Source organism: Ructibacterium sp. SJQ-7 (genome assembly GCF_054696575.1).
In genome coordinates, this window is record NZ_CP195193.1 from 2,883,986 (window position 1) to 2,905,180 (window position 21,195).

Annotated in this window: 20 protein-coding genes; 14 read left to right on the top strand and 6 right to left on the bottom strand. The window is 37.2% G+C overall.

The features are described 5' to 3' along the window. The first annotated feature begins 26 nt into the window (after window positions 1-26). The 4 genes from lepA to ACSAMO_RS12770 all read left to right on the top strand — a co-directional run bounded on the left by lepA (window position 27) and on the right by ACSAMO_RS12770 (window position 3,475). The gene (gene lepA, locus ACSAMO_RS12755) at window positions 27-1,838 is read left to right on the top strand and encodes a translation elongation factor 4 (protein ID WP_022229209.1); all 1,812 of its coding nucleotides are present in this window, start codon (window positions 27-29) and stop codon (window positions 1,836-1,838) included. A 130-nt stretch (window positions 1,839-1,968) separates the two neighbouring features. Next, entirely contained in the window at window positions 1,969-2,166 is a 198-nt protein-coding gene (locus tag ACSAMO_RS12760; RefSeq protein ID WP_022229210.1) for a helix-turn-helix transcriptional regulator, read from the top strand. A gap of 2 nt (window positions 2,167-2,168) precedes the next feature. Beyond that, entirely contained in the window at window positions 2,169-2,585 is a 417-nt protein-coding gene (locus ACSAMO_RS12765; protein WP_499209446.1) for a DUF2178 domain-containing protein, read from the top strand. A gap of 68 nt (window positions 2,586-2,653) precedes the next feature. Beyond that, window positions 2,654-3,475 (top strand): zinc ribbon domain-containing protein, encoded by an 822-nt coding sequence (locus ACSAMO_RS12770; RefSeq protein ID WP_499209447.1) that lies wholly within the window; start codon window positions 2,654-2,656, stop codon window positions 3,473-3,475. A 39-nt stretch (window positions 3,476-3,514) separates the two neighbouring features. On the opposite strand, the gene argH is transcribed toward ACSAMO_RS12770, so the two are convergent. Continuing rightward, window positions 3,515-4,894: an argininosuccinate lyase gene (gene argH, locus ACSAMO_RS12775; protein WP_022229213.1), complete on the bottom strand. Its 1,380-nt coding sequence runs from the start codon at window positions 4,892-4,894 to the stop codon at window positions 3,515-3,517. Between the two features lie 137 nt (window positions 4,895-5,031). After that, complete coding sequence (locus ACSAMO_RS12780) at window positions 5,032-6,252, bottom strand: argininosuccinate synthase (protein ID WP_117965755.1); 1,221 nt, start codon at window positions 6,250-6,252, stop codon at window positions 5,032-5,034. A 117-nt stretch (window positions 6,253-6,369) separates the two neighbouring features. On the opposite strand from ACSAMO_RS12780, the gene ruvC reads away from it, so the two are divergent. The 10 genes from ruvC to ACSAMO_RS12830 all read left to right on the top strand — a co-directional run bounded on the left by ruvC (window position 6,370) and on the right by ACSAMO_RS12830 (window position 17,544). Beyond that, window positions 6,370-6,873, top strand: a complete 504-nt coding sequence (ruvC, locus tag ACSAMO_RS12785; RefSeq protein ID WP_022229215.1) for a crossover junction endodeoxyribonuclease RuvC — start codon at window positions 6,370-6,372, stop codon at window positions 6,871-6,873. Window positions 6,874-7,152: 279 nt separating this feature from the next. Then, window positions 7,153-7,740 carry a Holliday junction branch migration protein RuvA gene (ruvA, locus tag ACSAMO_RS12790; RefSeq protein WP_412275847.1) on the top strand — a complete coding sequence of 196 codons (588 nt, stop codon included), beginning with the start codon at window positions 7,153-7,155 and terminating at the stop codon, window positions 7,738-7,740. Between the two features lie 28 nt (window positions 7,741-7,768). Continuing rightward, complete coding sequence (ruvB, locus tag ACSAMO_RS12795) at window positions 7,769-8,776, top strand: Holliday junction branch migration DNA helicase RuvB (protein WP_022229217.1); 1,008 nt, start codon at window positions 7,769-7,771, stop codon at window positions 8,774-8,776. 52 nt (window positions 8,777-8,828) lie between these two features. After that, the gene (locus ACSAMO_RS12800; RefSeq protein WP_499209448.1) at window positions 8,829-10,388 is read left to right on the top strand and encodes an N-acetylmuramoyl-L-alanine amidase family protein; all 1,560 of its coding nucleotides are present in this window, start codon (window positions 8,829-8,831) and stop codon (window positions 10,386-10,388) included. Between the two features lie 161 nt (window positions 10,389-10,549). Then, entirely contained in the window at window positions 10,550-11,389 is an 840-nt protein-coding gene (locus ACSAMO_RS12805; RefSeq protein WP_499209449.1) for a sigma-E processing peptidase SpoIIGA, read from the top strand. Between the two features lie 14 nt (window positions 11,390-11,403). Continuing rightward, the gene (gene sigE, locus ACSAMO_RS12810) at window positions 11,404-12,117 is read left to right on the top strand and encodes an RNA polymerase sporulation sigma factor SigE (protein WP_337870275.1); all 714 of its coding nucleotides are present in this window, start codon (window positions 11,404-11,406) and stop codon (window positions 12,115-12,117) included. 70 nt (window positions 12,118-12,187) lie between these two features. Next, window positions 12,188-12,958: an RNA polymerase sporulation sigma factor SigG gene (sigG, locus tag ACSAMO_RS12815; protein WP_022229221.1), complete on the top strand. Its 771-nt coding sequence runs from the start codon at window positions 12,188-12,190 to the stop codon at window positions 12,956-12,958. 169 nt (window positions 12,959-13,127) lie between these two features. Further along, window positions 13,128-14,213, top strand: coding sequence for a PucR family transcriptional regulator (locus ACSAMO_RS12820; RefSeq protein ID WP_022229222.1), 1,086 nt, complete (start codon window positions 13,128-13,130; stop codon window positions 14,211-14,213). 64 nt (window positions 14,214-14,277) lie between these two features. Beyond that, a complete protein-coding gene (locus ACSAMO_RS12825; RefSeq protein ID WP_499209450.1) occupies window positions 14,278-15,492 on the top strand; it encodes a S41 family peptidase in 1,215 nt (404 codons plus the stop codon). Between the two features lie 75 nt (window positions 15,493-15,567). After that, on the top strand, window positions 15,568-17,544 hold the full coding sequence (locus ACSAMO_RS12830) for a sulfatase-like hydrolase/transferase (protein WP_499209451.1): 1,977 nt from the start codon (window positions 15,568-15,570) through the stop codon (window positions 17,542-17,544). A gap of 34 nt (window positions 17,545-17,578) precedes the next feature. Here the strand turns inward: ACSAMO_RS12830 and ACSAMO_RS12835 are convergent, their stop codons facing one another. The 4 genes from ACSAMO_RS12835 to ACSAMO_RS12850 are packed head-to-tail and all read right to left on the bottom strand — an operon-like array spanning window position 17,579 to window position 20,982. Beyond that, window positions 17,579-18,448 (bottom strand): polysaccharide deacetylase family protein, encoded by an 870-nt coding sequence (locus tag ACSAMO_RS12835; RefSeq protein WP_499209452.1) that lies wholly within the window; start codon window positions 18,446-18,448, stop codon window positions 17,579-17,581. A 55-nt stretch (window positions 18,449-18,503) separates the two neighbouring features. Further along, a complete protein-coding gene (gene fba, locus ACSAMO_RS12840; RefSeq protein WP_499209453.1) occupies window positions 18,504-19,367 on the bottom strand; it encodes a class II fructose-1,6-bisphosphate aldolase in 864 nt (287 codons plus the stop codon). A gap of 58 nt (window positions 19,368-19,425) precedes the next feature. Continuing rightward, the gene (locus tag ACSAMO_RS12845) at window positions 19,426-20,049 is read right to left on the bottom strand and encodes a hypothetical protein (RefSeq protein ID WP_147515048.1); all 624 of its coding nucleotides are present in this window, start codon (window positions 20,047-20,049) and stop codon (window positions 19,426-19,428) included. Window positions 20,050-20,109: 60 nt separating this feature from the next. Next, complete coding sequence (locus ACSAMO_RS12850) at window positions 20,110-20,982, bottom strand: DNA-3-methyladenine glycosylase family protein (RefSeq protein WP_147515047.1); 873 nt, start codon at window positions 20,980-20,982, stop codon at window positions 20,110-20,112. Window positions 20,983-21,195: the final 213 nt, after the last annotated feature.

The following is a 21,195-nucleotide window of genomic DNA, read 5'->3' on the forward strand; positions in this document are numbered from 1 at the left end:
TTATCGAATATTTTAGGAGAGAAAATATGTCAAACGAAAGACAGAGTAAAATCAGAAATTTTTGTATAGTAGCACATATAGATCACGGTAAGTCAACACTTGCCGACAGATTGCTTGAACTTACGGGAGAAGTTTCGGAACGTGATATGGAGGAACAGCTCCTTGATAATATGGATTTGGAGCGTGAGAGAGGTATCACGATTAAGGCACACGCCGTTACACTAAAGTATAAGCGTGATGACGGAGAAATTTATACTCTTAACTTAATTGACACACCGGGACACGTTGACTTTAACTATGAAGTTTCACGTTCGCTTGCGGCGTGTGAGGGAGCGATACTTATTGTTGACGCGTCACAGGGTATCGAGGCACAAACACTTGCAAACACATATCTTGCAATCGACCATGACCTTGAGGTTGTACCGGTAATCAACAAAATAGACTTGCCGTCTGCACAACCCGAGATGGTAATAAACGAAATCGAGGATGTTATAGGAATCCCTGCGGAGGACGCGCCTCAAGTATCGGCAAAGACAGGTCTTAACGTGGAATCTGTACTTGAAGAAATTGTCGAAAAAATTCCGTCACCGACAGGTGATGAAAATGCACCGCTAAAGGCACTTATATTTGACTCTTATTATGACAGCTATAAAGGCGTTATTGTTTATGTAAGAATTAAAGAGGGAACAGTTAAACCCGGTGACAGAATAAGAATGATGGCGACAGGTGCTGAATTTGACGTTGTTGAAGTCGGCGTTATGCACCCTGCCGGACTTGTGCCTAATAAGGGATTGGCGGCAGGCGATGTCGGATATATTGCGGCAAGTATTAAAAATATTCAAGATACGCGTGTCGGTGATACGATTACAACTGTTAAAAATGCGGCGGCAGAGCCGTTGCCGGGATATAAAAAGGTTAATCCTATGGTGTACAGCGGTATCTATCCTGCCGACGGTGCACAGTATGAAGATTTAAAGGACGCATTGTCTAAACTACAGCTTAATGATGCGGCACTTATGTTTGAACCGGAAACATCTGTTGCACTTGGTTTTGGTTTCAGATGCGGATTTTTGGGACTTCTTCATATGGAGATTATACAGGAAAGACTTGAAAGAGAATATAATCTTGATCTTGTAACAACAGCACCGAGCGTTATATATAAGGTTTATAAAACGAACGGTGAAATGGTGTGGGTGGATAACCCTACAAATCTTCCCGATCCTGCAGAGATTGATTATATGGAAGAACCTATGGTTAAGGCTACGATTATGGTACCTAAAGACTATGTCGGCAATGTAATGGAATTATGTCAGGAAAGACGCGGAATATATAAGGATATGACGTATATGGACGCGTCAAGAGCGGAGATATTCTATGAACTTCCGCTTAATGAAATTATATACGATTTTTTTGACGCGTTAAAATCAAGAACTAAAGGTTATGCGTCATTTGACTATGAACTTTGCGGATATACACGCAGTAACCTTGTTAAACTTGATATTCTGCTTAACGGTGAAATGGTTGATGCACTTTCGTTTATTGTTCATAAGGACAGTGCATATTCACGCGGCAGAAAAATGGCTGAAAAACTTAAAGAGGCAATACCGCGTCAGCTTTTTGAAGTACCTATTCAAGCGGCAGTCGGTTCAAAGATTATCGCTCGTGAAACTGTTAGAGCAATGCGTAAGGACGTGCTTGCAAAATGTTACGGCGGTGATATTACGCGTAAAAAGAAACTTCTTGAAAAACAAAAAGAAGGTAAAAAACGTATGCGTCAAGTCGGTAGTGTAGAAGTACCGCAAGAGGCGTTTATGTCTGTATTGAAATTGGATGACTAATGCGAAAACAAGCGACAATGAAAAAGTCGCTTGTTTTTTTTATAAGATAAAATGTAAAGCATACTTGACTTTTTACAAAATAATGATATAATAAAAATGTAAAGCAAACTATACATAAAGGAGTGGTAATTTGAATAATAGAATAAAAGAACTGCGAAAACAAAAGAAAATAACGCAGGATGAATTGGCAAAAGCGGTTGAAGTAACACGGCAAACGATTATATCGCTTGAAAACGGCAAATATAACGCGTCACTTCAGCTGGCGTACAAAATATCAAGGTATTTCGGAACCAATATTGAAGATGTATTTATTTTTGAGGAGGAATAGTGATGAAATTTAAAAATAAGCTGAAAATGCGATTAGGTATAGCAATTTTTTATGTAATTATCGGTGTATTATTTGTAGTTTTAACAAGTATCGGAATAATAAAAAATGAAGTGATGCTTGCTTTCGGAACGGCATTCGGTGCTTGCGGTTTGGTGATGATAGTAAAGAATATCAGAATTTTTAAGAGTACAGAGAACTTCATAGAGAAAGAGATTGCAGAAAAAGACGAACGTAATATAATGATTTGGACAAAGGCGAGGAGTTTGACATTTAGCGTGTATGCAGTTATAGCCGGTATTGCGATTATAGTATTGTATGCAGTGAATATGGAATATGCGGCACAAGTGATTGCGTATAATTTGTGCGGCGTTCTGGTTATATATTGGATTTGCTATTTTATAATAAGAAATAAATATTAAATATGGACAAATTCAAAGAAATTTGGTATAATATGTTTAAATAATTATTCGATAGTGGGGGATAAGATATGTATTGTAATAATTGCGGAACAAAAGTACCTGATGATGCGACTTTTTGTCCTAATTGCGGAAACAATATGCAATCACAAAAACAGTTAAACGGTATTAAAAATGATTTTTCTAAAAATACAAACGGTAATAAACATTCAAAAAAGAATAACAATAACACTGCGTTGATAGTTGCGATTATAGTTGCAACATTGATTGTATTCATATCAGCCGGCTTGATAATGTTTAATGTGATGTCAGGGAGCAGTCCTTTTGCACCGAAAGCAACATCAACTCCTATGCCGACACCGATGCCGTTGCCGACTGCGACACCGACACAAATGCCGGAGGTTACACCGCAAATTGTATATGTGACACAGGAGCCGCAACAAGCTAATGTACCGCCTAAACAGCCAAGACAGGATACAGGTGTTGTAGCACATCCAAGTTATACTATGTATAACAGCAGTGCATATGGTTTTAAGTGCAGTTATCCGTCGCATTTTGTAGTATACAATGACGGAAAAGCAGAAACACTTTATTCTGTGGAAGCACCCGACGGCTCGGCAAGAGAAATTATAGCAACAAAGTCGGCGGCAGATACCTCGGTAGGAAACGAATTGAATTTCTATATTCAAAATCACGCAGGAAATGTGACGTATAAAACATCGGGAGCGGATTATTTTGCGGTAACGGTTAATGACGGTATAACGGAATATTATAAGTATTGTAAGTTTAGAAACGGTAATATGTATTGGTTTGAATTTATATCACCTCACGCATATCACGATATTTATGATGTCTATATAAATGATATTTACGGTACGTTTAAAGTAAATTAATAAAAAATGCAAGCTGATTTAACAGCTTGCATTTTGTTTTTATTGCTGTGCTAAAAATTCTTTTGCGTCAGCGATTGCTTTTTCGACAACTTCTTTTGCCGGACCGCCTATGACTTTTCTGTCATTTACGCAAGTTTCCATGCTGATAGCATTATAAATATCATCCTCGATAATATCCGAAAATTCTTTAAATTCATCCATTGTAAGGTCATCAAGTGCTTTATCGTGTTCGATTGAATAGAATACCATTCTTCCGACAACTGCGTGTGCCTCTCTGAAAGGTAAGCCTTTCTTTACAAGATAATCGGCAACATCGGTTGCGTTTGTAAATCCGCCCTTTGAGCCTTTTAGCATATTATCCTTTTTAACTGTCATTGTTGCAATCATATCGCAGAATACAGGCAAGCAAAGTTTAACTGTATCAATACTGTCAAAAATAGGCTCTTTGTCTTCCTGCATATCCTTGTTGTATGCAAGCGGAATACCTTTCATTGTAGTAAGCAAGCCCATAAGATGACCGTAAACACGACCTGCCTTACCGCGAATAAGTTCCGCAACATCGGGATTTTTCTTTTGTGGCATAATAGATGAGCCTGTTGAAAAAGCGTCGTCCATTTCTACGAATGAAAATTCATTGCTTGACCATAGAATAAGTTCCTCACAGAAACGGCTAAGGTGCATCATAACAAGAGCAAGACAGTTTGCAAGTTCAATAACAAAATCTCTGTCGGAAACACCGTCAAGCGAGTTCATTGTAACTGCGTCAAAACCAAGTTCGCTTGCTACAAATTCTCTGTCAAGAGGGTAGGTAGTACCTGCAAGCGCACCGCTACCCAAAGGCATAACATTTGTACGTTTTCTGCAATCACGAAGTCTTGAAAGGTCGCGTTTGAACATTTCAAAGTAAGCCATTAGGTGATGTGCAAAGGTAACAGGTTGTGCCTTTTGAAGGTGTGTGTAACCCGGCATAATTGTTTCGGTGTGGTCTGAAGCAAGGTCAACAAGTACGTTAAGTGTGTGTATAAGCATTTCTTCAATATCGGCAGTTTCGTCCATAAGATACATACGAATGTCAAGAGCGACTTGGTCGTTACGGCTTCTGCCGGTGTGAAGTCTTTTACCTGCATCACCGATACGCTCAATCAAAATCTTTTCAATATTCATATGAATATCTTCTGCGTCAATTTCAAATTCAACTTTGCCGTCCTCAATATCCTTTAGAATATTCTTTAATTCGGCAACGATTTTGTCACTGTCCTCTTTTGGAATGATGTTTTGTCTGCCAAGCATTGTAGCGTGTGCGACAGAACCTTTTATATCTTGTTTGTACATACGTTTGTCAAAACGTATTGATGAATTGAAATCGTCAACTTTTTTGTCGGTGCTTTTCTGAAAGCGACCGCCCCATAATTTAGCCATATATTTTTTCTCCTTTGTCTATTAACTCATATACTTTTATTATATAATAAAAAAATGAAAATGTAAACGATTTATAAGAATTTTTCGGAAAAGAAAAAGAGGATACCCAAAAGTATCCTCAATATAATATACGATTATTATTTATCCAAACCGTTCTTTTTCTTCATCATAGCACGAACCTTTAGCGGTAGACCGAATAGGTTGATGAAACCTTCACTGTCTTTGTGGCTGTAAAGCTCATGGCTGTCACCGAATGATGCAATATCTTCATTATATAGTGAATATGGTGACTTAGCACCTGCAGGAGTTACGCTGCCTTTGTAAAGCTTAAGTCTGACTTCACCTGTAACAGTTTCGTCCATAACGTCAAACATAGCTGACATTGATTCACGAAGCGGTGTAAACCATTTACCGTCATATACAAGTTCAGCAAACTTAATAGCTGACTGACGCTTGAATGCCTGAGTATCTCTGTCAAGGCAAAGGTATTCAAGTTCCTGAATAGCAGTATAAAGAATTGTACCGCCCGGAGTTTCATAAACACCTCTTGACTTCATACCTACAAGTCTGTCCTCAACGATGTCTGCAATACCTACACCGTAAGCACCGCCAAGCTTGTTAAGTTCTTCAACAAGCGGTCTTGGGTCTAACTTCTTGCCGTCAAGTGAAACAGGTTCACCCTTTTCAAAACCGATTGTTATGTACTTTGGCTCATTAGGAGCTTTTTCAGGTGAAACGCCAAGCTTTAACAAGCTGTCAAGCTGCGGTTCGTTTGCAGGATCTTCAAGGTCCATACCTTCGTGGCTGATGTGCCAAATGTTTCTGTCACGAGAATACAAATCTTTCTTTGTAACAGGGATTTCAATGTTGTGAGCCTCTGCATAGTCAACAGCGTCTTCACGTGATTTAATATCCCAAATTCTCCAAGGAGCGATTATCTTTAGTGATGGGTCAAGAGCCTTTATACCAAGTTCAAAACGTACTTGGTCGTTACCCTTACCTGTAGCACCGTGGCATATTGCAACAGCACCTTCCTTATGAGCGATTTCAACAAGTCTTTTTGCAATGATAGGTCTTGCGTGAGAAGTACCTAAAAGATACTTGCCTTCATATACAGCACCTGCTTTTAAAGTAGGGAATATATAATCCTTTACATAATCATCTCTAAGGTCTTCGATATAAAGCTTAGATGCGCCTGCCTTTTTTGCTCTTTCTTCAAGACCGTCTGTTTCTTTACCTTGTCCGACGTCACCGCATACAGCGATTACATCGTAATCGTAATTTTCCTTTAGCCAAGGAATAATGATTGAGGTATCAAGTCCGCCTGAGTAGGCTAAAACAACTTTTTCTTTTGCCATGGTTGCAATTCCTCCTAAAATATTATAAAATATCATTTATTGATGATTTATATTATACACCAATATTTATATATATTCAATAGCAAAATTGACGAAAATAAAGGAGTTAGAAATAAAATGATTATAATAGGTATAGACCCCGGATATGCAATAGTCGGAATAGGAGTGGTTGAGTATGTCGGAAACAAGTTCAGAACGCTTGAATACAACGCAATCACAACACCTGCAGGAATGCCGACTGTCGAACGTTTAAAAAAGATATATACGGAGATGACGATGTATATAGATAAGTATAAACCCGACGCGGTGGCGATAGAAGAATTGTTCTTCAATTCAAACCAAAAGACCGCGATTAACGTTGCACAGGCAAGAGGTGTATTGCTTGTAGCGGTGGCAAACAAGAATGTACCGATAAGCGAGTATACACCGCTTCAGGTTAAGCAGTCCGTTACAGGTTACGGACGTGCGGATAAAAAACAAATACAATCTATGGTGAAAATGATTTTGGGATTGAATGTTATACCTAAACCCGATGATGCCGCAGATGCTCTTGCACTTGCAATTTGTCACGCACATTCCAATAAAATGAATAACATGCTCGGAATGAACGGTGTAAGGTAAGCATATATGTAGTGAAAAAATGAATTAATATACAACATATAGTATGTAATGTTACAGAATTGTAACAATACTGAAAAGTTTGTGAAATATAATAATTTTGGATAAAATATATAATAAAATCAATACAGAATAATATTAGTATGGTTAAATTATACATATAAAAGAACGATAAGTTAAAAATAAATTAAAAAACAGAATGATATTTAATAATTTTGTAACAAATTGCAAGTTGACATAATTGTAATGTTATTGTATTATATATGTACGAGGTAAGAAAGAATGTATTATTATATAAAAGGTACGTTGGTACAAAAGAGCGATAATTACATAGTTGTAGACGCAAACGGAGTGGGATATATGATTTACACTTCGCTAAACAGTATGCAAAATGCCGGTGAAGTCGGTAAAAAAATTACAATATATACATATTTACACGTCAGAGAGGACGTAATGGATTTATTCGGTTTTACAACTATAGAAGAAAAGAATATGTTTATGCAACTTATATCTGTTTCGGGTGTAGGTCCTAAAGCGGCACTTTCGATTTTGTCGGTAACAACTCCGGCTAAATTCGCGGTGGCTGTTATAACGAATGACGTTAAGACGATTACAAAAGCATCGGGCGTAGGTCCTAAAATGGCTCAAAGAGTTATATTGGAGCTTAAAGATAAGATGAAAACGGACGAGCTTGAAATTGATTTGGAAGACGAAAGTGACAATATACTTTCAGATAACAGAAGTGAGGCAATAAGTGCGCTTGTTGTTTTGGGTTACAGTTTAAACGATGCACAAAAAGCCGTTAAGGGTATAGACGGAACATTGAGTGTTGAAGAAATAATAAAGAAAGCACTTGCAGGATTATTATAATAGGAGATTATATGGGGAGGTAAAATCATTGTTTGATGAGGACGAAAGATTTGTCACAAGTGATTTTATAAGTGAAGATGCGGAGATTGAGGTCGGTTTAAGACCGAGAAATCTTTCTGAATATATAGGCCAGGAAAAAGCTAAAAACAATCTTGAAATATACATAAAAGCGGCACTTGAAAGACGTGAGGCTTTGGACCATGTTTTGCTTTACGGTCCGCCGGGATTGGGTAAAACCACATTGGCAAGTATTATTGCCAATGAGATGGGTGTTAATATAAGAATAACTTCCGGTCCTGCGATTGAAAAAGCGGGTGACTTGGCGGCTATTCTTACAAACCTGTCGGAACACGATATACTGTTTATTGACGAAATACACCGTATGTCAAGAACGGTTGAAGAAATACTTTATCCGGCTATGGAGGACTATGCACTTGATATTATTATAGGTAAAGGTCCGGCGGCGAAATCTATAAGAATTGATTTGCCGAAATTTACACTTATAGGAGCGACAACAAGAGCAGGACTTTTGACAGCACCGTTAAGAGACAGATTTGGTGTTATAAGCCGACTTGAACTTTATACTGTTGAAGAAATCAAGGAAATAGTCAAAAGAAGTGCGGGTTTGCTTGATGTGGAAATAGACGATGAGGGTGCGGCGGAAATCGCGTCACGTTCAAGAGGTACTCCAAGAATTGCAAACCGATTTTTAAAGCGTGTGCGTGACTTTGCACAGGTAAAGTATGACGGTAAAATTGATTATAAGGTTGCGGCAGATGCTTTAAAGAGTATGGAAGTCGATGAACTCGGTCTTGATATAATTGACAGCCGAATGATTAAGACTATGATTGAAAACTTCGGCGGCGGACCTGTCGGTCTTGACACTTTGGCGGCGACAATAGGCGAAGAACCGAATACTATTGAGGACGTATATGAGCCGTATTTGTTGCAGCTTGGCTTTATATCAAGAACACCGAGAGGAAGAATTGCGACAAAGGCTGCGTATGACCATTTTGACATTCCGTTTGCGGAATGATTGAAATAGAAAAAATGTGTAGGATAAAAAAGAAAAGGAGATGATGTGCAAAATGAGAAAATTAAGAGTATCACTTATAGCGATAGTAATGTTTTTGTTTTGCAGTGTAGGTTTCGCATCGGCACAGACTATGATGCTTGAATATGACGGTGGAACACACGAGTATAAAGGAGAGATTTATGCGCTTGTTGTAAACAATCAGCTAATCAATCCGCCGCTTTCGCCGATTATATTTAATGACAGAGCACTTGTACCGGTAAGAGAAATATTTGAGGAAGTGGGTGCAACGGTAAATTACATTAATGACACTCAAACCATTGAAGTTTCAAGTGATGAATATGATGTGGTTATGAGAATTAATGATAATGTTGCGTACATAAACGGTGAAAAAACCAATATACCCGACAATGTAGTACCAAAGCTTATCTCAAAGGTAGGCGGTGAAACAAAAACAATGGTTCCCGTAAGATTTATAAGTGAAACGATAGGTCTTGATGTAAAATTTGATTCGGAGGACGGAGCGATTTTGATTGATTCGGACGGATATGTTATTTCGGACGAAAATCAAGAACCGAGTATTGACGATGTAGTTCCTCAGCCTGATAATTCGGATGATAGTGCAAGTTATACACCGTCGGTTGAAACAAAAATAACAAACGTTTCATATGACATTACAGGCGATAACAGCATTAAAGTTACAGTTACATCTAATGCCGATATTTCAAGTTATTCCGATTTTACATTAAGTTCACCGGAAAGAGTTGTTGTGGATTTTGCAGGAATGAAGTTTGACGGCGTAGGTGATACACTAAGCGTTAACAAAGCAGGTGTGACATCTGTAAGAATGGGCGACAATGACGAAAGAGCAAGAGTTGTTGTAGATATTTCAAATTTAAAAAAATACAATATTGAAAAAACATCAAACAATACTGTTGTTATAAATGTTGAAACAAAGGCGGCCGCACCGACACCGAAGCCGACTGTAAACAACGGAAATTCAAACAACAATTCGACAATTACTGCCGATTCAAGCAAATTGATTGTGCTTGACGCAGGTCATGGAGGAAGTGACTCAGGCGCGGTTGGTTATTCTAACGGTAATGTGGTACTTGAAAAGAATTTGACTCTTGAAATAACGTACAAAGTAAAAGAAATTCTTGAAAACGCCGGTTATACCGTTTCAATGACAAGAACAGGCGATACGTTGCCGTCATTGGTTGAACGTCCTACTCAAGCAAATGCTGAAAATGCTGCTGTTTTTGTAAGTATACATATCAATTCCGTTGACAATGCACCGAATGCTAACGGAACTGAAGTATATTATGCAGATTCAAATAACGGTAACGCTTACGGCACAACAAGCGAAAAGCTTGCAACCAATATATTAAACAGGATGCTTTATTATATGGGTTCAACAAACAGAGGCGTTAAAACTGCCGAACACGCAGTTACAAAACGCTGTAAAATGCCTGCGGCACTTACCGAAGTTGGCTTTATAACAAATCCTACGGAAGTTTATAATATGACTACCGACGAATATCAATATAAAGCTGCTCAAGGTATTGCCGAGGGAATAATGATAACATTAAAAGATATTAATGTTCCGCAATAATTTTGTCTTTAAAATGAACTGTCTTTCCTATTTGGGAAAGGCAGTTTTTTTTATTATAATGTTTCGACTAAAATATGTCGAAACATTTTTTTTATTCGACAACCGACTTTGACATTTTTCTTACAGTATATGGAGTATAATACTTTTTAGAGGTGAGCAATATGGAGATATATGCCGATGTAATATTTTTTGTTAATTTCATATTTTCATATGTGCTGTTATACATTCTCGGCAAGTTCGTTAATACGGTGAAAATAAAAAAGCTGCGTTTAGCCGTTGCGGCGGTAATCGGCGGAATAAGTTCGGCGATTATATTTTGTATAGAAATGCCGATGTGGATTTCGTATGTGCTGAGATGCGTGGCGATGTTTTTGATGATAACAACAGCCTATTTTGAAAAACGCAAAAACATACTAAATCAGATGTTATGGTTTGTAATGCTCGGCGGTATAATGATGTTTGTAATGATAATGCTTGTATCGCTTACGGGTAAAACAATCGGTATGGCAATCAACAACGGCATTGTATATTTTGATATTAATTCAAAGGTGTTTGCCGTATCGCTTGGAATATCGTGCATTATGATGATTTTCTTTGTAAAGATGTTTAAAAACAGAAAAAATAAAAAATACTATATACTGAATGTGACACATAATGACAGAACTATAACTGTTTCTGCATTGTTTGACAGCGGTAATTTACTTAAAGAGCCTATAACGGGTAAGTATGTAAGCATACTTGAATGGGAAGCTGCAAAAGAACTGTTTGATACCGAAATAGAATTTTCGGATATTGAAAATTATATCGAAGATATGAAATTGTGGGCAGTACCGTTTAAGTCGTTGGGAAATTCGTCCGATGTTCTGTTTGCTTTTTTGGCAGATGAGATAAACATACCGGAAGAAAATAAAACAATAGATAAAACATTTATAGGTTTGTACGGCAGCAGACTTTCAAATAATGAAGAATATCACGCATTGATTAATGCAGGCTTACTATGAAGGAGTTAAAGGAAATGGAATTATTAAGAAAAATCAGTTCAAAATTTATTTGTATCGGCTCAAATCCTCTGAAAAATGCGGAAGTCTTTTATATCGGAGGCAGTGACACATTGCCGCCGCCATTGAAAAAAGACGAGGAAGAAGCACTTATGAAAAAGCTTGCAAACGGTGATATGAGTGTTAAGGCTACATTGATTGAAAGAAATTTAAGGCTTGTTGTTTATATTGCAAGAAAGTTTGAAAATACGGGGATATATGTTGAGGACTTAATCTCAATCGGTACGATTGGTTTGATAAAAGCGATAAATACATTTAATCCGCTTAAAAATATAAAGCTTGCAACGTATGCGTCAAGGTGCATTGAAAATGAAATATTAATGTATCTTCGTAAAAATTCAAATATGCGCAGTGAGGTTTCTATTGATGAGCCGCTTAATGTGGATTGGGACGGAAATGAACTTTTGCTTTCTGATATACTCGGAACGGATAATGATGTTATCTGTAAAAATATAGAGGACGAGGTTGACAAGGCACTACTTATTGACGCGATGAAAAAACTGTCTGTAAGGGAGCAACAGATAATGCGGTTACGATTCGGACTCGGTAACGGAAAGGAAAAAACGCAAAAGGAAGTTGCAGATATGCTTGGTATATCGCAATCATATATTTCCAGACTTGAAAAAAGAATAATAGGCAGATTGAAAAAAGAAATAGCCAAAATGTGCTGAATATACATATTATCGTCATATCTTGTACATAACCGCAATAAAGCGGTTTTCAATCAAGGAGGAAAAAGATATGACGAACAAAGTGGAAATCTGCGGGGTGAATACGTCAAAACTCCCTGTTCTTTCAAGAGAGGAAAAGAATAAGTTATTTATAAAAATCAAGAACGGCGATTTACAGGCGCGTGAAACTTTTGTAAAGGGCAATTTAAGACTTGTACTGAGCGTTATACAAAGATTTAATAATAGAGGTGAAAACGTTGACGATTTGTTTCAAGTCGGATGTATAGGACTGATAAAGGCGATAGATAATTTCGATTTAAGTCAGAATGTGCAATTCTCAACGTATGCCGTGCCGATGATTATCGGTGAAATAAGAAGATATTTGCGTGACAATAATTCTATCCGCGTGAGCCGTTCTCTTAAAGACATAGCATATAAAGCAATGCACGTCAAGGAACGGCTTATAAGTAAAAATTCAAAAGAGCCGACCATATCGGAAATAGCAAAAGAGCTTGACTTGCCGAAAGAGGACGTTGTGTTTGCACTTGACGCAATAGCCGATCCGGTATCACTGTTTGAACCGATATATCACGACGGAGGCGAGGCTATTTATGTAATGGATCAGGTTAAAGACACTAAAAATGTTGACGAAAACTGGCTTGAAAATATTGCGTTGAGTGAAGCAATGAAACATCTTGACGAAAGGGAAAAGCATATTTTGAATTTAAGATTTTTTCAAAGCCGTACACAAATGGAGGTTGCGGAAGAAATCGGTATATCGCAGGCTCAAGTTTCCAGACTTGAAAAGAGTGCTTTAAAACAGCTTAGAAAATATGTATAATGCAGAATACAAAAATCGGGGCAAAAAGCCTCGATTTTTGTGATTAAATCTGAAAATTAATAAAAAAATTGCCGTCTGCTATTGCATTTTTGACATATTTCGTGTATAATAATAGAAGAATATAATAGCATAATTTGTATTTATAAATAAACAAATTGGAGGAATGAAAATGATAAGCAAGGCATTTCAAAATATTGTAACGCAAATGGCTGATGTTTTTCCAAAGAAATTCGGTATTGTGGATTCGCATGGCTTGGTTTTGGCAAATAACGGCGGTGAACCGACAGGCGATATTATAGAAAATCTTGTATATGCGGCTACAAACAATGATAAATTACTTTTTAAGGACGGATATACAGTTCGTTCAATGTCAAATAAACCGTATGCCGAATATGTTGTATATGTTGAAGGCACTGATGAAGTATCAAAGTATTGTTGTAATTCCATTGTTGTTGCAGCAAATAATGTACGTCATTATTATGACGAAAAATATGACAAGAACAATTTTATGCAAAATATCATTTTCGATAATCTTCTTTCTTTTGATTTACACCAAAAAGCAAGAGAACTTCATGTTGATATAGATATTCCGAGAGCAGTTTTCTATATAAAGGTGCTTGACGAGGGTGAAGTAGGTATTTACGATGTGCTTAGAAATATGTTCCCGGATAAAGAGAGAGATTTTGTTATCAATATAGATACAAAAAATCTTGTGCTTATAAAGGAACTTAAGGAAGTTGAAAATTCTCAAAAACTTGAAGAAACGGCACAAGCTATTGTTGATACGGTAAATGCGGAAACAATGCTTACAGTATGCGTTGGTTTAAGTACGGTTGCTTATAATATCGACCAGATTAATAATGCATACAAAGAGGCACAGATTGCACTTGAAGTAGGTAAAGTGTTTGATGAAGAAAAGTATATTCTGAATTATGATAATTTGGGTATCGGCAGACTTATTTATCAGTTGCCTATAAAACTTTGTGAATTGTTCTTGCAAGAGGTGTTTAAGAAGGGGGATATATCAACTCTTGATGACGAAACAATTTTGACAATAAATAAGTTCTTTGAAAATGACCTTAATGTCAGCGAAACATCAAGACAGCTTTTCGTACACAGAAATACTCTTGTATACAGACTTGAAAAGATTTATAAACTGACAGGTCTTGATTTGAGAAAGTTTGACCAGGCTATCGTATTTAAAGTGGCAATGATGGTGCATAAGTATCTTGAATCAAATTCAATGAAAATCTGATAATGATTTTTTGGGGGTGTGTAAACCACACCCCTATATTTTTGTTTTTAAGGAGCAATGAAATATGTCTGATAAGAAAAAAATAGTTTTGACGGCATTGATAACAGCTGTTGTTACTGCTTTTATCAGCGTCAATTTAACATCGTTTGTAAAGGACAGAATTGCGATATATCTTCCGAGCAAGGACGAGAATAAGGCCTTTTCAAATAAAATGACGGCAGTTGAAAATATGCTTAGCAGTAACTATTTGTATGATTTTGACAAAACAAAACTTCGAGATGATGCGATTAAAGCATATGTTGACGGACTTGACGAGCCGTATACGCATTACTACACTCAAAGCGAGTTTTCTTCATATATAGACAATATCCAAGACGGCTATGTCGGGATAGGAGTAATAGTCGGAGTGAATGACGATAATCAAATAGAAGTTGTCGCACCGTTTGAGGGCAGTCCGGCATATAACGCGGGAATACAGCCAAGCGATATTATAAAGGCGATAGACGGTGTGGAATACAGCGGCGATAAGCTTTCAGAAGCGGTTGACAATATCAAAAACGGAGAGATAGGAACGACTGTTGATATTAAAATTCTTCGCGGTGAAGAAGAACTTGACATAACGGTTACAAGAGATGATATTGCAACCGATTCCGTAGACGGTGAAATGCTTAACGACAATATAGGTTATATCCGTGTGACAGGTTTCAATACAACATCGGATAACGGTGAAAAGAGTACATTCAGCGAATTTAAAGATAAGATTACTGAACTTCAGTCAAGCGGTATGAGCAAAATGATTATTGACTTGCGTGATAATCCGGGCGGTGTGCTTGACGAGGCTTGCAATATGGCAGATATGATTTTACCGGAGGGTATTATAACATACACCGAAACAAAATCCGGCAAGAGAACTGATTATAATTCGGATGCGGAAAATCTTGATATTCCGATAGTGATACTTATAAACGAAAACAGCGCAAGTGCGTCTGAAGTGTTTACGGGTGCGTTAAAGGACTACGGCAAGGCAACAGTTGTAGGTAAAAAGAGTTACGGTAAGGGAATAGTGCAAAGCGTACTTCCGTTCTATGACGGCTCGGGAATGTCGCTTACCGTTGCAAAATATTATACACCTAACGGCACTTGCATACACGGAATAGGCATTGAGCCTGATGTTGAGGTTGATATGCCTGACGAATATAAAGATATGTATGCGTCAATGGTTGAGCATGATAAAGATACTCAACTTCAAAAAGCGATTGAGATTATAAAGGAAAAATAGTTATATTTTCACGCTTGAATAAATATATAGCATATGTTACAATAGAAAAAAATAATTTGTGATGGAGAATTAATAATGATTTCATTTGGTAAATGGCCGCGTGTTTTATTTGCGAGCGTGCTGGCAATGGCTTTATGGACGTTTATAAGCGTAAATACAAACATTTTCAGCGTAGACGGAAAGTTTGACGGATTTATGTATTTCACGTCATATATATTGGTGATAGGAGTATGGGCACTTGTCGCTGTTAAAATAAATGTATCGGATAAGTTTTATAAAGCAATTTCGATATTCATATTTGCTCTGACACCGTTTTTCTGTATGCAGGTGGGAATGATATTGTCGGGGGCGGCAGAGTATTCGTTTGGAATATACTTTATAAATATTATGTTCTATGTCGCGATTATGGCGATACTTCTTGCGATTACAAGAAGTATGAAATGGACGGCAATAGTAACAAATCTTGTTGCGTACTTATTCAACTTGTCAAGCTTCGTTGTAAATATTTTAAGAGGCACACCGATAATTCCAAGTGACTTTCTTGCAATCGGTACGGCGGCACAGGTAGCGGAAAATTACACATTTCAGCTGAGATACCCGATTGTTGTTGCAACGGTTATAGTGGTGTTGGTTATAACATTAATCGCTAAATTTTCGTTTAAACCGCAGTTTAAGCATAAAAATCTTATATTTTCTTTAAGCGGCGGTGCAGTTGCACTTGCATTTATAATAACAATGTCATGTATAGATTTTACTGATTCATCAATGGATGTGTACGACCAGTATCACGCCAATAATACGCATGGCTCGTTATACAGTTTCTATATTAACGTAAGAAAAATGATGCTTAGCAAGCCTAAAGGATATAAGGAAGAGGACGTACAGGCACTTTTGAGTAATGCCGACAGTGAGGAACAAACGACTGTTGACAAAGAAGAAATGCCGAATATCATTGCGATAATGAATGAGAGCTTTTCGGATTTGAACGTTGTCGGTGACCTTCAGACGAGTGAAGATTATATGCCGTTTATACACAGTATGACTAAGAATACGATAAAAGGTCAACTGTTGGTGTCACCGTTCGGCGGATATACTTGTAATACCGAATTTGAATTTTTGACGGGACTTTCAATGGGCGTGTTGCCGAGAGGTTCGGTCCCATATCTTCAATATGTGTCAAAACAATATCCGTTCTCACTTCCGTCACATCTTGATGAACTCGGATATAAGAGCGTAGCCGTTCATCCGTATTTGGGAAGATGTTGGAACAGACAAAAGATTTATGAGCTTATGGGCTTTGATGAATTCATAAGTTTTGATAATATCAAAAAATATATGGACGAAGATGATATTGAGTATGTTCGTTATTATGTGAGCGACAGAACTTCATTTAAACTTGTAACAGACCGGCTTGAAAATAAAAAGCCGGGCGAAAAGATGTTCTTATTCAATGTTACAATGCAAAATCACGGCGGATACACATATGACGGCGGAGAATTCCCGACTGTAACAATTTCAAATTTGCAAGGTCATTACAAAGAGGCGGAACAGTATTTGTCACTTATAAAAGAAAGTGACAAAGCGTTTGAAGAATTAGTCAGATATTTAAAAAATTATGACGAGCCGACAATCGTTGTAATGTTCGGTGACCATCAGCCTGCTGTTGAACAGGAATTTTATGAGGAACTTTACGGAAAAAGCTTGTCAAAATTATCAACTGAGGAATTGCAACAAAGATATAAAATTCCGTTCGTTATATGGGCGAATTACGATATAGAAAGTCAGGATGATTTAAAGACAAGTCCTAACTATTTGTCAGACTTGTTGCTTGATACGGCGAATGTTCCGAAGAATGAAATTGAAAACTTTACATCAGAGGTAAGAAATGATGTACCGCAAATAAATGCAATGGGACATTACGACAGTGACGGCAACTGGGTAAGCAGAGATGAAGATACTTCAAATGCTCTTGATAAGTATGAAGCGGTAGAGTATTATATGCTTACAAGAAAAGAGAGTAAAGACGCAAAAGAGAATAAAGACGATAAGTAATAAAATTAAGCAAGGCTTTGCCTTGCTTAATTTTTTAGTCTATACCCATTTTTGCAAAAAAGTCAGCGGTGGAAATACCGCTTGGACGGTTATATCTTTTTAGCATAAACAATGAATCGGCATCGGTTATATGATTAATTCCTTCGTTACAAGTTAAACTCATCTTAAATCCCATTGATTTTAACATATCAGTGGTTTCTTCACTGTAAGCACCGAAAGGGTATGTATATATAATCGGTGCAAAGCCTGTTTTTGTCATAAATCTGTCTTGGGCTTTTTGCGTGTCGCCAACAAATATATTCTTGTATGTATCTTCGCTTTCTCCACTGTTACGCTTTGAACCGTTTCTGCCATGATTATTTGAATGAAAATCGTAGGAATGATTGCCGACTTCAACACGCTTGTCAATAAACATATCATAAACCTCGCTCCAACGTACATAACCGTATGTCATATTTGCGATATTGCTTTTGGAATATTCATCGGTATAACTTCCCACAACAGAAATAACCGCTTTTGCGTCATACTCTGAAAGTATAGGCATAACGTAACCGTAGTTGTTATAAAAACCGTCGTCAAATGTGAGCATAACGGGTTTGTCGGGAAGTTTGGACGTGCCGTTAGTATAGTCGATTAATTCTTGCGCAGAAACAAAGGTGTAGCCTTTATTTTTCAAAAAATTAATATCGTTTTTCAATGTGTCGGGAGTGACAATGTATTTCCCTGATAAATCGGTGTCTTTCAATACGCTGTGGTACATAATAATAGGCATATCAACACCGTCGGAAATATTCACCGAAAGAACGGGAACGCTTGAAACGGAATTGAAAACAATTCCGAGAATACCGCAGTAAAGCAGAGAAACGAATATTACAACCGAGAAAATTTTTAACTTTTTAATCATAAAAATACACCCCTTATCAAATAGTATGATAAGGGGTGTTTGTTCATTACTAAAATTATGCTTTGTTGATTGAACCGAAAAGTTCCATCTTTTCTTTAACAATAACTTTAATAGCCTCAAAACCCGGAGCAAGAAGTTTTCTTGGGTCAAAACCTTTACCTTCAAGGTCTTTGCCTTCTTCGATATACTTTCTTGTAGCCTCTTGGAAGTATAGCTGACACTCTGTATTAACATTGATTTTTGCAACTCCAAGTGAAATTGCCTTTTGAATCATATCTGCAGGAATACCTGTACCGCCGTGAAGAACAAGCGGAAGGTCACCGATAAGTTCCTTTGTTTTTGCAAGAGCGTCAAAGTCAAGACCTTTCCAGTTTGCAGGGTACTTACCGTGAATGTTACCGATACCTGCTGCAAGAAAGTCAACGCCAAGATCAGCGATTTTCTTACATTCGTTAGGGTCAGCAATTTCGCCTGCACCTACAACGCCGTCTTCTTCGCCGCCGATTGAACCGACTTCAGCCTCGATTGAAAGACCTTTTTCGTGGCAAACCTTTACAAGCTCAGATGTCTTTGCGATATTTTCTTCGATAGGGAAGTGTGAACCGTCAAACATTACTGATGAGAAACCTGCTTCGATACACTTGTAGCAGCCTTCGTATGTTCCGTGGTCAAGATGAAGAGCAACAGGAACAGTGATGTTAAGTTCTTCAACCATTGCCTTAACCATTGCCGCAACAGTCTTAAAACCTGTCATGTACTTACCTGCACCCTCAGATACACCAAGAATTACAGGTGAGTTGTTTTCCTGAGCTGTTAGAAGTATAGCCTTTGTCCATTCAAGATTGTTGATGTTGAACTGACCTACGGCATACTTGCCTTCAACTGCCTTTTTTAGCATTTCAGTTGCTGAAACTATCATTTTAAAGTCCTCCTTAAAATAAATAAAATAAATATATAAATTTAATTTATATTCAAAATTATTTGCCGATTATAATTGCTTTTGCATTTAATAATCGTGTTAAAGTTTCTTCTGTTGTCTCGATGGCTTTTGATTTTTTGCACTGCAGACACGTCAGAATAATGTTGCCGTTTATAATGTTTAATTCAATATCTTCACTTCCGCATGCACATGAAATATTGTGTGATTCCTGCAAGGCGTGCAGACGTTCGATAATTGCATAAATCAAGTTAAAAGAAATATCACTGTCGTCGTCATCGAATTCATCGAGAATGTCTGAAAACATATCAGTGTTTTCGTTAAGCATATTTTCAACCAAATCTTTTTCGCCGGCAAAAAATACATCTATTCCCGCAACGGGACATTTGTATGTTAACAGCGGTTTGTTCCAAAAGTTTTCTTTCGTCGTTGTGTACGAATGGTTGTCACCGCATATCGGACATTCGATGTCAAATTTGTATTTATCGTGTTTTTCGGCTATTGTAACACAGGTTTCGTGACAGCCGTGAGTAGGGCATATAAGCTGAACCTTGTCTTTACCCGAAAAATTAAATATTGAAAGTGATTTTGACGACATATTTGAACAGAAAGGACATATATATGCTACTATTCTTTTTAAATCTACTAACACTCTGAAATTCAAATCCTTTCCGCCCACGATATACTTGTCTTAAAATCACTTTTAATGTGGGCTGAAAAGTGATTATTCAGTGCCGATTTTGTTTTCTCTTGCATAGAAGAATAGATATTGCTGAGCAAAACCGCCTATATCGCCGAAATGCTTTTCGGCAAATGCGGATATTGCAGGTATGCTTTGTTCACCGTCAAAATAACAGTATTCCATTATGCGTTTAATCCAAACGTCAACGGGGAATGAGTCGACTCTGCCAAGACCGAATAAAAGTATACAGTCGCTGACCTTGTTGCCGACACCGTTAATAGTCATTAATGCTTTTTTGGCATCCGGAGTTGACAGTGATTTTATATATTCTTCCGTAAGAGTGCCGCTCTTGAATTTGTCTGCGGCGTCCATTATATATTTGTCACGAAAACCGGAACGGATAACCGATAAATCTTCTTTTGAAAGAGAATATATCGTATCGGTATCGGGGAACGTGTAATACGTTTTGCCCATATAACTTATTTGTTTTCCGAAGTTTTCGCAAAGTCTTTCTATAATGCCTTTGATTCGCGGAATATTGTTGCTTGCCGAAATGATGAAAGAAATAACAGCCTCCCATAAATCCTGGTTAAGTATACGAATACCGTCACCGTATGAAACAGCTTCTTTCATAATCGGGTCATTGGATAATCTGCTCTTGATTTCGCTGTAGTCGCGGTTTAAATCAAAGTAATCATACCAAATATTCTTAAAATCGTCTTCAGTTGTATCGTAAAATATAACTTCATCATCATTTTGCGATATTAAAAGCGCCTTGTTCTTTGCAATGCCGAAATATGAATTTTCGCTTACTGCATTAAAACGAAAGCATTGACCGCAATCAAATATATGGTGTAAGTTAAAATCTTTTAAACCTGTGACAATAAGATTATTGTCTTTTTTATTAATATCCATATTAGATATTATATCACGTTGTTATAAATTTATCAAGTGACAAAATCCATATTTATCTGCATAATTGCATACTTGACAGAGTTGCACAGAGCATAACTTTTTTATATATTACATTATGGTCAAAATGCACGGAATTAAAACAAATAAGAAAAAATATGAAATAAGAAATTCGTTTCATATAGACTATTTTTTGTATTTGTGGTATAATGAGTG